The organism is Streptomyces sp. PA03-6a (assembly GCF_033792765.1).
In the GTDB taxonomy this organism is placed as follows: Bacteria; Actinomycetota; Actinomycetes; order Streptomycetales; family Streptomycetaceae; genus Actinacidiphila.
In genome coordinates this window covers 1-11,189 of the sequence record NZ_JARAVK010000276.1, presented here as the reverse complement: position 1 = coordinate 11,189, position 11,189 = coordinate 1, and the positions used below count along the sequence as shown (strand labels likewise).

The window sequence follows — 11,189 nt, the reverse complement described above, 5'->3', positions numbered from 1 at the left end:
GTCGCGGGTGGTGCCGACGACGAGGATGGGGGCGGCGCCGGGGGCGGCAATGGCGTGCGGGGTCTGGGTCGCCGGGACGGGCCAGTGGGTGCACAGCACCAGGAACGTGGCCAGTGAGGTGCCGAATTGGGGCGAGGCGTGCAGGAAGGCGGGCAGTGCGGCCTGGGCCTGGGCCTCGGAGAAGCGGGCGCCGAGGGTGGAGCTGAGGCAGTCGACGGCGAGGAGGGCGTCCGCGGCGTTGCCGGAGTCGCCCTCGTCCGTGCCGCCGAACTGCTGCAGTTCGGTGGTGTCGCCGGCCAGGATCTGGCGCAGCATGGTGCGCAGTTCCTCCCAGGAGGCCTCGCGCAGGGCCGTGATGACCGCGGTGAGGAGGTCCTCGCCGGTGACGGTGATGTCCTTGCCCTGGCGCAGCGGGCCGGCGTCCAGCTTGTCCCGCAGGCCGTCGAGGACGCGGCCGGCCTCCGCGACGGAGTGGCCGACCGGGCAGTCGGGGCGTGCGGCGCAGTCGGCGGCGAAGGAGTCCCAGGCCAGCTGGTACCCGACGGTGCTGTCCAGGTTCTCGCGGTAGCCGTCGATCGCGGGGTCGACGGCGCCGTCGAGGACCATGCGGCCGACCCGCGAGGGGAACAGCTCGGCGTAGGTCGCGCCGAGGTAGGTGCCGTAGGAGTAGCCGAGGTAGTGCAGGCGCTCGTCGCCGAGGAGGGCGCGCACGACGTCCATGTCGCGTGCCGCGTCCGGGGTGCCGAGGTGGGGCAGCAGTTCCCCGGCGTGCTCCTCGCAGGCGTCGGCGAGTTCCTCGAACGCCTCGTAGGAGTCGGTGATCTCGGCCGCGTCGCCGGACAGCCGCAGGCCGAAGCCCATGGGGGTGGCCGGGGTGTCGGTGGCGCACTCCACGGGGGTGCTGTACCGCACGCCGCGCGGGTCGACGGCGACCAGGTCGTACGCGGAGCGCGTGGCCGGGGAGAAGGTGCCGGCGGCGGCGACCAGGTAGTCGACGGCGGACTCGCCGGGACCGCCGGGGTTGACCTGGAGCGAGCCGACGCGGGCGCCGGCGTCGCCGGTGGCCCGCACACGGGCGGCGGTCAGGGTGATGTCGCCCGCTTCCGGGTGGGCGTAGTCCAGGGGCACCGTCACGGTCGCGCACTGGAAGCCGGGCACGTCCTGGCAGGCTTCCCAGTCGAGGTGCTGCTCGTAGTAGCGCCGCAGCTCCGGGGGTACGCCCGCGGCGGGGTCCGCGGCCGCCCGGACGGCGTCGGGGGACAGCCGCAGCGGGACGGCGGTGGCGCAGGCAGCGGTCAGCAGGAGCCCGCAGGTGCTCAGCACCGCGAGTGCGCCACGCAGCCGGCGCCGGGGTATGCCGTCGGTGTCCCGTACAGCGATCATCGCCACGCCTTCCTCGTACGCCCGTGTGACGGGGGGACCGCCGGACGCGGCGCCCGGGCCGCCCCGGGGAATCAGGGTCCGGTCGTGTCGCGGAGCGCTCGGACGCACCCCCCACGGCTCCGCTGCGTCACCACCCCATCACACGTCGTACGTGGTGGCGGCCCGAGTGGGCCGAACGCGTGAACTTCCCCACGTGCCCGGTCAGGGGTTCAGCGGGGCGCGTAGGCGATGCGTTCGAAGGGCCAGGCGCCGGCCAGCCAGTCGCTGACGACGCGGTGGAGCGGGGCGTCCAGGGCGGCGTGGGGGGCGCTGACCCAGGAGCGGACGTCGATGACGCCGGGCTCGCTGCGGGAGCCGTAGACGTACACGCAGCCGATGACGTCGCCGCCGGGGACGGACAGGACGGTGTAGGTGAAGCCGGTGCGCCGCTCGAAGTCCTCCGCGTGCTTGCGCAGGTCCTCCAGGTTGGCTTCGAGGCTCATCCCGTCCGGCGGCGGCCAGGAGCGGCCCTCGAAGCCGGGGGTGGCGCGGATGTGGTCGATGCCGGAGGTCCAGGCGGCGTGGTCGGCGGCGTTGTGCCGCGGGCCGAGGGGTTCCAGGCGGAAGCGGTCGGTGGCGGGCGGGTCCGGGACGACGAAGTCCGGCGGGACGAGGGGCTGTTCGGTGTCGGCCATGGCGCGAGGGTAGCCCGGTGCCGGCCGGACCGCCGCCGGTGCGCCGCCGCCATGCGAAGGTTGGGCCATGGGTGTCGGGTTCGTGGTCTTCATGACGCTGCCGGGCCTGGTGATCCTGCTGATCGGGGTGGCCTTCGTCGACCAGGTGCTGCGGGCGGGCCGGTGGGGCGGACGGAGCGGGCAGGTCTCCGCGACCGGTTTCGAGCAGCTGCACGCGAGCTTCTCGCCGGGCAAGCGCAGCGAGTTGGACGAGCGCCGGGCGACGCTGATGCTGCGCGACGAGGAGGGCGACGGGGCGCCCCCGCGGTCGCGGGTGGACCTGGGGCGGGGGACGGCGCTGATCGTCGTTCCGGGGCGTGATCGCAGCGGGTGACGACGGCCACGGTCCGCTGCGGGGCGCGATCGGGTTTGATGGTGGCATGAGCGACGTCATGGCTGGTATGCCGGATTGGGAGAAGCGCTTCCGGGCGCCACGCGTCGGACTGCCGGAGTGGGCGGAGGACGCCCCCCACCGCAGCCTGTTCGTGTCGAATGCGACGGGTACCTACGAGCTGTACGCGTGGGACCGGACGACCGGGGCGCAGCGGCAGGTCACCGACCGGCCGAACGGCACGTCGGACGGGACGCTGACGCCGGACGGCGCGTGGGTGTGGTGGTTCGCGGACACCGACGGGGACGAGTTCGGGGTCTGGATGCGGCAGCCCTTCGCGGGCGGCCCGGACGAGCCGGCCGCGCCCGGTCTGGAGCCCTCGTACCCCGCGGGGCTGGCGCTGGGCCGGGGCGGGCTGTCGGTGGTCGGCCGCTCCACCGACGAGGAGGGCACGACGATCCACGTCGTGCGTCCCGGGGCGGAGCCGGTGGAGATCTACCGGCACGAGGAGTCGGGCGGGGTCGGCGCGCTGTCGGAGGACGGCACGCTGGTCGTCGTCGAGCACACCGAGCACGGCGATGCGATGCACTCGGCGCTGCGGGTCGTCACGACCGACGGCACGACGGTCGCGGAGCTGGACGACAGCGAGGGCGGCACGAAGGAACTGGGCCTGGAGTGCCTGGGGTTCGCCCCCGTGCCGGGCGACGCCCGGCTGCTGGTGGCGCACCAGCGGCGCGGCCGCTGGGAGCCGATGGTCTGGGACGTCGCGGCGGGCACGGAGACCGCCCTGGCGATCGACCTGCCCGGTGACGTCGCGGCGGAGTGGTACCCGGACGGCACCGCGCTGCTGGTGGTGCACTCGTACCGGGCCCGCAGCGAGATCTACCGCTACGGGCTGGCGGACGGGGAGCTGACCCGGCTGGACACCCCGGCGGGTTCGGTGAGCGGCGCCACGGCCCGCCCCGACGGCACGGTGGAGTTCCTGTGGTCGTCGGCGGCGGCGCCCTCCGAGGTGCGGTCGACGACCGGCGCCGTGGTGCTGGAGGCGCCGGGTGAGCGGGCCCCGGGCTCGCTGCCGGTGGAGGACGTGTGGGTGGACGGGCCCGGCGGGCCGGTGCACGCGCTCGTCCAGCGGCCCGCGCGGGGCGAGGGCCCGTACCCGACGGTGTTCGAAATCCACGGCGGGCCCACCTGGCACGACTCGGACGCCTTCGCGGCCGGCCCGGCGGCCTGGCTGGACCACGGGTACGCGGTGGTAAGGGTCAACTACCGCGGTTCCACGGGCTACGGCCGGGAGTGGACGGACGCGCTCAAGCACCGCGTCGGCCTGATCGAGCTGGAGGACATCGCGGCGGTCCGGACGTGGGCGGTGGAGTCGGGCTTCGCCGACCCGGCCCGGCTGGTGCTGTCCGGCGGCTCCTGGGGCGGCTTCCTGACGCTGCTGGGGCTGGGCACCCAGCCCGAGCTGTGGACGGTGGGCCTGGCGGCGGTGCCGGTCGCGGACTACGTGACGGCGTACGGCGACGAGATGGAGGCGCTGAAGGCGCTTGACCGCACCCTGTTCGGCGGTTCCCCCGAGGAGGTCCCGGACCGCTACGAGGCGTCCTCGCCGATCACATACGTGGCGCGGGTCAAGGCCCCGGTCTACGTCTCGGCGGGCCTCAACGACCCGCGCTGCCCGATCCGGCAGATCGACAACTACGTCGAGCGGCTGGCGGGCCTGGGCAAGGCGCACGAGGTCTACCGCTACGACGCCGGGCACGGCTCGCTCGTCGTCGACGAGCGGATCAAGCAGCTACGACTGGAGCTGGACTTCGTCCGGCGCCACCTCGGCGGCTGAGGCCGCGACCGGCCCCTCCTCCCCGGTGAGGCCGAGCTCGGCGTCGCGCCGGGTCTCGGCCTCCCGCCGGACGAGCCGGAACCACATGAAGACCACGAAGCCCGCGAAGACGAACCACTCGCCGGTGTAGCCGAGGTTCTGGAAGGCCTTGAGGTCCAGGCCGGTGCCGCTCGGCGCGACCGGCGGGACGGCCCGCAGGGGCGCGGGGACGGCCTCGGTCTGGGTGATCCAGGCGCCGTACACCTGGTAGGGGACGAGGTTGACCAGGGACGCCGCGCTGATGATCCCCAGCTGTCCCTCGGCGAGCCCGCCACGGCCGATCGCGCCGTCGGTGTCGGCGCCCTCGGGGGCCTGCAGGGCCCCGGTGACGGTGACCTCGCCGGCGGGCGGTGCGGGCACGCCGGCCGCGGACGCGCGGTCCGCGTCGCCGGGCAGCCAGCCGCGGACGACGGGCAGGGCGGCCGCGCCGTCGCCGGTCAGCAGCGGGGTGAGCACGTAGTAGCCGGTGCGTCCGTCGACCTCACGGCCGGGCACGAGGAACTGGTGCGCCGTGTCGTAGCGGCCGGTGGCCCGTACCGTGCGGCCGGCCGTCTCGGTGGTGAGCGCGGAGGTCGCCCGCGGCAGCAGGCGCTCCAGCGGGGCCGCGTCCCGGGCGGCGGCCGCGGGCTTGTCCTGGGCGGCGCGGTGGCTGTCGACGCGGGCCTCGAACCGGCTCAGCTGCCAGCTGCCCATGAAGGTGCAGACGACCACGGCGCACACCATGAAGAGGTGCCCGCCCAGCCAGCGGGGGGACAGCAGGAACCGGTACACGCCGTCAACGGTACGGGGCGCCCGGGCGTCGCCGGGAACCGCCCCCCGCTACTGCGCGGCGATGGCGCCGGTCTTGTAGACCGTCCCGGCGCAGGCACCGCCGATCGTCGCCATGACGACGGGCGCTCCGGCCTCGGGCGTGTGGCTCAGCACGATGCTGCCCGCCGGGCCGCCCTGGCCGGGGCCGTCCACGCCTGCCGGGGGCGCGGACGCCTCGCCGGACGGGGTGTTGGTGGCGGTCGCGGTGGGCGTCGGCGTGACCGGGGGGGTGCAGCCGCCCGAATCGCCGCCGGCGGCCGGGACCCAGGTGAACTCGACCCGGTAGCTCTGCCCGGACTTGAGGATCAGCGCCGTGCCGAGGGAGTCGGGCAGTGTGGTGCCGTCGTTCGGGGTGTGGTCGACGACGCTGATACGGGCGGAGTCGGCCGCGCCCTGGGTGGAGGAGACGCTGACCGAACCGCCGCCGTCGACGGTGCACGAGCCCTTCGAGGTGTTCGCCACCTGGAACCAGCCGTTGACCCGGCCCGAGCCGTCGGCGGCGCCGGCGTACCCGGAGGCGTTGCCGAGGTCGCCGGCGGTGCACAGCGGGGCGTTGGCCGCGAGCGTGTCGGAGGGGTCCGCGGAGCCCGTCGCCCCGGGGGTGACGTGCCCGTGGGAGCCGCCGGTGCGCGTGGGGTCCTCGTCGGCCCGGCCGTCGCCGTCGGACGGGGAGGGCGTGCCGGCGCCGGCGGCCGGACCGTCCGCGTCGCCGTTCGTGCCACCGGTGTCCTGGGCGCTGGAGGCGTTGGCGGTACCGGTCTTGGCGGATCCGGAGAGGTCCGCCGCGTGCAGGGCGGCGGGGACCGCGACCAGCGCCAGCAGGCACGCGGCCGCGCTGCCGGCCAGCAACTGCCGACGGTGCGCCCGCCGGGCGGGGACCGCGCGGCGCAGGTGCTCCAGCGCCTCCTGGCCCGGCTGGATGTCGCTCACGGCGTCGCGCATGAGCCGGCGCAGCGCCAGTTCGTCGGGGTTCAGCCGCTCCTCGGGGCTGCCACCGCCGATGTCGTTCTCGGGTTCCATACCGCCGGGTGGGTTCGGGTTGGTCATGCCGGGGCCTCCATCGCGACGCGGAGCGCCGCGAGACCACGCGAGCCGTACGCCTTCACCGAGCCTAGGGAAATGCCGAGGGTCTCGGCTACTTGGGCTTCGGTCATGTCGGCGAAGTAGCGCAGGACGAGGACCTCGCGCTGCCGGCGCTGCAGCTTGCGCAGGGCCGCCTTCAACTCGTCGCGCTCCAGCGCCTCGTACGCCCCCTCCTCGGCGCTCGCCATGTCGGGCATGGGCTTGGACAGCAGCCGCATGCCCATGATGCGGCGGCGCAGCGCGGAGCGGGAGAGGTTGACGACGGTCTGCCGGAGGTAGGCGAGGGTCTTCTCGGGCTCGCGGACCCGCTTGCGGGCCGAGTGGACGCGGATGAAGGCCTCCTGGACGACGTCCTCGCAGGAGGCGGTGTCGTCCAGCAGGAGTGCGGCGAGGCCGAGCAGCGAGCGGTAGTGGGCCCGGTAGGTCTCGGTGAGGTGGTCGACGGTGGTCCCGACTGCCATCGCGGCGTCAGTGTCGCCGCGGTCGCGGTCCGAGGGCGCCTGCACCACAGGCCAGGGCGCGATCACCGGGATGCCGCCGACTGCGCGCGACGGCCGCCGGACGTGCGGACGCGCCGGAGCGCTGCCCCGCCCCACGAGGGGTGCTTCGATGCCGAGTGCCTCTGCCACGCCTGTTGGACACGCGTCCCCCCGTCAGGGTTGTACGCCCGAGGCACCGTTTTTGACGGTGTAGCACATATGCGCATGCGTACCAACTCTTCCCCAATGCCCCTTTTGCTGGCGCTGTTGCGCCGCGCCCGGCCTGCAGCACAGTAGGGCAGTGCGCTGACACAAAGACGCTCCCTGCGCGTCGCACGGTTGCGACACACAGGGAGCTGAAATTGTCTGGCGCCTACAGGCTTCCGATCAAGCGGTCCAGACCAGAGATTTGGGTCACCCGACCGAAATCGGGGTGCTCAGCGACCTGTTCCTCCGTAGACGACCGCTTCGTCGGTTTCGCTGTCCAGGCCGAACGCGGAGTGCACGGCGCGTACGGCCTCGTTGACGTCGTCGGCGCGGGTGACGACCGAGATGCGGATCTCGGAGGTCGAGATCAGCTCGATGTTCACGCCCGCGTTGGACAGCGCCTCGAAGAACTGCGCCGTGACACCGGGGTTGGTCTTCATGCCGGCGCCGACCAGCGAGATCTTGGCGATCTGGTCGTCGTAGCGGAGCGTCTCGAAGCCGATGGTGCCCTGGACGCGCTTCAGGGCCTCGATCGCCCTCGGGCCGTCGGCCTTGGGGAGGGTGAAGGAGATGTCGGTCAGGCCGGTGGCCGCGGCCGACACGTTCTGCACCACCATGTCGATGTTGATCTCGGCGTCCGCGATCGCCCGGAAGATCACGGCTGCCTCGCCCGGCTTGTCGGGCACACCGACGACCGTCACCTTGGCCTCGGATGTGTCGTGCGCGACACCGGAGATGATCGCGTGCTCCATGCCCGTCTGGTCCTCTCGCGGCTCATTGCTGACCCACGTGCCCTGGAGGCCGGAGAACGACGACCGGACGTGGATCGGGATGTTGTAACGGCGGGCGTACTCCACGCAGCGGTGGAGCAGCACCTTGGAACCGGAACTGGCGAGCTCCAGCATGTCCTCGGAGGAGATCCAGTCGATCTTCCGCGCCTTCTTCACCACGCGCGGGTCGGCGGTGAAGACGCCGTCGACGTCGGTGTAGATCTCGCACACCCCGGCGTCCAGGGCCGCCGCCAGCGCCACCGCGGTGGTGTCGGAGCCGCCCCGGCCCAGCGTCGTGATGTCCTTGCTGTCCTGGGAGACGCCCTGGAAGCCGGCCACGATCGCGATGTTGCCCTGATCCAGGGCGGTGCGGATGCGGCCCGGCGTGACGTCGATGATGCGTGCTTTGTTGTGGACGGAGTCGGTGATGACACCCGCCTGGCTACCGGTGAACGACTGCGCCTCGTGTCCGAGGTTTTTGATCGCCATCGCCAGCAGGGCCATGGAGATCCGTTCTCCGGCGGTCAGCAGCATGTCGAACTCGCGGCCGGTAGGCATCGGAGATACCTGTTCGGCGAGCTCGATCAACTCGTCCGTCGTGTCACCCATCGCCGAGACCACGACGACCACCTGGTGGCCGCTCTTCTTGGCATCGACGATCCGCTTGGCAACGCGCTTGATGCCCTCGGCATCCGCAACGGAGGAGCCGCCGTACTTCTGCACGACAAGGCCCACGTGCGCTCCTCAAATCCGGTACTGCGTTCGGCTCAGTCTAACGAGCAGGCCGGGACCGACCCCTCAATACCACATGCTGAGACGCCGGGCCCACTCTGCGAGCCATCTGCCCAACGACACGCCGACCTATGCACACCGGGCGGCGTGCTCCGGGTCACTACAGCCCCCGGGTCACCGCGCCTCGGACGCCCGGCCACGCACACGCGCCCGCCCCTCGGGAGGGGCGGGCGCGGTGGGGGTTCAGCGGCTGGGGCGCAGTCCCAGCGGCTTGGCGATCTCGGCGGCCATGACCCGACCGGCCTCGGCGGCGAGCTTCTCCTCGTCGTCCGCGCCGTGGTCGGTGTCCAGTCCGTCCAGCGCGTCCAGCGGGCTGTCCAGCCGCACGTGGGCGACGAGGGACTGCAGGGCCCGCAGCGAGGCCGAGGCGGTCGGCCCCCAGTTGGACAGGTAGGAGAACTGCCACCACCACAGCGCCTCGCTGACCCGGCCCTCGCGGAAGTGCGCCAGGCCGTGCGCCAGGTCCGTCACCACGTCCGCGAGGTCGTCGGAGATCCGGCAGGCCACCGGCGTGCTGCGCGGCACGTAGGGGTCGAAGACCTCGGAGTAGACGTCGATCGGCTCCAGCAGCACCGCGAGCCGCTGGCGCAGCTCGTCGGCGTCGGGCTCCGGGCCGATGTCGGGCTCGTAGCGCTCCTCCGGGACGATGTCCTCGTGCGCCCCGAGGCGGCCCCCGGCCAGCAGCAGCTGGGAGACCTCCAGCAGCAGGTAGGGCACCGCGCTGTCGGGGTCGTCGCCCTTGGCGACCTCCCGTACCGACAGGATGAAGCTCTCGATCTGGTCCGAGATCGAGGAGGCGAAGTCGTCGGGGTCCAGGGCGTTGTCAGACATCAAGCAGCCGCCTTCCTTCAAAGGCCCGGCCGAGCGTGACCTCGTCGGCGTACTCCAAGTCGCCGCCGACCGGCAGACCGCTCGCGAGACGGGTGACCTTCAGTCCCATCGGTTTGACCATGCGTGCGAGATACGTGGCCGTCGCCTCCCCCTCGAGGTTGGGGTCGGTGGCCAGGATCAGCTCGGTGACGCTACCGTCCGCGAGCCGCGCCAGCAGCTCCCGTATGCGCAGGTCGTCCGGGCCGACCCCCTCGATCGGACTGATCGCGCCGCCGAGCACGTGGTAGCGGCCGCGGAACTCGCGGGTCCGCTCGATCGCCACCACGTCCTTGGGTTCCTCGACCACGCAGATGACGGCCGGGTCGCGGCGCGGATCACGGCAGACCCGGCACTGGTCGGCCTCGGCGACGTTGCCGCAGACCGCGCAGAACCTGACCTTCGCCTTCACCTCGCTGAGGGCGTGCGCGAGCCGTCGAACGTCGGCGGGATCCGCCTGCAGGATGTGGAAGGCGATCCGCTGCGCGCTCTTGGGACCCACGCCGGGCAGCCTGCCCAGCTCGTCGATCAGGTCCTGAACCACGCCCTCGTACACGCTGTGCCCTCTTCGTCGCCTGGAACTAGAAAGGAAGGCCGGGGATGCCCCCGAGCCCCTGGGCGAGCGGGCCGAGCTTGCTCTGCTGCAGCTCCTGCGCGCTCGCGGTCGCGTTGTGCACGGCGGCGACGACCAGATCGGCCAGCGTCTCCGTGTCCTCAGGATCGACCGCCTTGGGGTCGATGACCAGCCCCCGCAGCTCACCGGCTCCGGTCACGGTCGCCTTCACCAGGCCACCGCCGGCCGTACCCTCGATCTCGGTCTCGGCGAGCTCCTGCTGGGCCGCCGCGAGGTCCTGCTGCATCTTCTGTGCCTGCTTGAGCAGCTGCTGCATGTTCGGCTGACCACCACCGGGGATCACGGTCTCGCTCCTGCCTCACGACGTCGGTTGTGCGGGTAGGGCGAGCCTACGTGCTCGGGGGCCCGCTCGCGCTACCCGTACGAGGGAACGAGCGGCGCGCGTCGCCCGTTCCGCCCCCGCCGTGCCGTTCCGCACAGGGGAACGGGGGCGCCGCGGCTACTCGTTGGCGATCTCCTCGATCACGGTGGCACCCAGCTCCCGCACGATGAGGTCGTGGCCGCTGAGCGCCGTCTCGTCCAGGTCCGGGTCGTCGTCCTCGGGCATGTCGTACTCGATGGGCGGCGGCTCGTCGGTGACGGGCGGGTACGCGGACGCCGCGGGCGCCGCGTTGACGGCGGCACGGGCCGCCGCGGCGGCGGGCGGCGACGGGGACGGAGCCGGGCTCTGGGACTGCTGGTGGGGTTGTTGCTGCGGCTGCTGGTGCTGGTGCGGCTGCTGCGCGGACGGTGCCGGGGACGCGGGGGCGGGACGGGAGCCGCCGGGGCCACCGCCGGGTCCCGCCGGGCCCGGGCCGCCGCCCGGGCTGACGATCGCCTCGATGCGCCACTGGACGCCCAGGGCCTCGCTGATCGCCTGCTTGAGCACCTCCTCGTGGCCGCGGTTGGCGAAGCTGTCGCGGGCACCGGGGTTGTCGAAGCCGATCTGCAGGGTCGAACCGTCGAAGCCGACGAGCCGGGCGTTCTGGTCGAGCAGTATCCACGTCACCTTGCGCAGCCGCTTGACCGCCTCGAGGACGGTGGGCCACATCTGGTGGACGCGTGAGGCGTCGCCGATGGGCTGCGCGCCCGCCGCGGCCGGTGCGGGAGCTGGAGCCTGCGCGGGCGGCGCCGCGGGGGCGGACGCCGGGGGCGGGGCCGATGCCGATGCGGATGCCGCGGTGGGCCAGGCGCCGGGACGCTGCCCGCCGCCGGGGGCGGCCGCGGTGGGCCAGGCGCCGGGACGTTGCGCGGCAGGGGGC

Annotated in this window: 11 protein-coding genes and 1 pseudogene; 2 read left to right on the top strand and 10 right to left on the bottom strand. The window is 73.2% G+C overall.

Features of this window, described 5'->3' with window-relative positions; genetic code table 11:
• Together PV350_RS39295 and PV350_RS39290 are read right to left on the bottom strand one after the other, a co-directional pair.
• Positions 1-1,383, bottom strand: a 1,383-nt coding sequence (locus tag PV350_RS39295; RefSeq protein ID WP_500338233.1) for an alpha/beta fold hydrolase, incomplete at its 3' end; no start/stop codon positions are given.
• A 209-nt stretch (positions 1,384-1,592) separates the two neighbouring features.
• Positions 1,593-2,057 carry a GNAT family N-acetyltransferase gene (locus PV350_RS39290; protein ID WP_499513042.1) on the bottom strand — a complete coding sequence of 155 codons (465 nt, stop codon included), beginning with the start codon at positions 2,055-2,057 and terminating at the stop codon, positions 1,593-1,595.
• Between the two features lie 67 nt (positions 2,058-2,124).
• On the opposite strand from PV350_RS39290, the gene PV350_RS39285 reads away from it, so the two are divergent.
• Positions 2,125-2,430 carry a DUF6191 domain-containing protein gene (locus PV350_RS39285; RefSeq protein ID WP_499513041.1) on the top strand — a complete coding sequence of 102 codons (306 nt, stop codon included), beginning with the start codon at positions 2,125-2,127 and terminating at the stop codon, positions 2,428-2,430.
• A 46-nt stretch (positions 2,431-2,476) separates the two neighbouring features.
• Entirely contained in the window at positions 2,477-4,267 is a 1,791-nt protein-coding gene (locus PV350_RS39280; RefSeq protein WP_499513040.1) for a S9 family peptidase, read from the top strand.
• Here PV350_RS39280 and PV350_RS39275 read toward each other — a convergent pair.
• The 8 genes and pseudogenes from PV350_RS39275 to PV350_RS39240 form a co-directional block, all read right to left on the bottom strand.
• Positions 4,223-5,077 carry an SURF1 family protein gene (locus PV350_RS39275; RefSeq protein ID WP_499513039.1) on the bottom strand — a complete coding sequence of 285 codons (855 nt, stop codon included), beginning with the start codon at positions 5,075-5,077 and terminating at the stop codon, positions 4,223-4,225. The two genes, PV350_RS39280 and PV350_RS39275, sit on opposite strands and share 45 nt — an antisense overlap.
• Positions 5,078-5,125: 48 nt before the next feature.
• On the bottom strand, positions 5,126-6,163 hold the full coding sequence (locus tag PV350_RS39270; RefSeq protein WP_499513038.1) for a hypothetical protein: 1,038 nt from the start codon (positions 6,161-6,163) through the stop codon (positions 5,126-5,128).
• Entirely contained in the window at positions 6,160-6,828 is a 669-nt protein-coding gene (locus PV350_RS39265) for a SigE family RNA polymerase sigma factor (protein ID WP_499513037.1), read from the bottom strand. The genes PV350_RS39270 and PV350_RS39265 overlap by 4 nt, the downstream gene beginning before the upstream one ends.
• Before the next feature lie 287 nt (positions 6,829-7,115).
• A complete protein-coding gene (locus PV350_RS39260) occupies positions 7,116-8,390 on the bottom strand; it encodes an aspartate kinase (RefSeq protein ID WP_499513036.1) in 1,275 nt (424 codons plus the stop codon).
• A gap of 240 nt (positions 8,391-8,630) precedes the next feature.
• On the bottom strand, positions 8,631-9,278 hold the full coding sequence (locus tag PV350_RS39255; protein ID WP_499513035.1) for a DUF5063 domain-containing protein: 648 nt from the start codon (positions 9,276-9,278) through the stop codon (positions 8,631-8,633).
• Complete coding sequence (gene recR, locus PV350_RS39250) at positions 9,271-9,870, bottom strand: recombination mediator RecR (protein WP_018558314.1); 600 nt, start codon at positions 9,868-9,870, stop codon at positions 9,271-9,273. Before recR ends, PV350_RS39255 begins: the two co-directional genes overlap by 8 nt.
• A gap of 25 nt (positions 9,871-9,895) precedes the next feature.
• Positions 9,896-10,231 (bottom strand): YbaB/EbfC family nucleoid-associated protein, encoded by a 336-nt coding sequence (locus PV350_RS39245; RefSeq protein WP_431958833.1) that lies wholly within the window; start codon positions 10,229-10,231, stop codon positions 9,896-9,898.
• A 156-nt stretch (positions 10,232-10,387) separates the two neighbouring features.
• A pseudogene (locus tag PV350_RS39240) lies at positions 10,388-11,189 on the bottom strand (DNA polymerase III subunit gamma and tau); the annotation flags it as partial.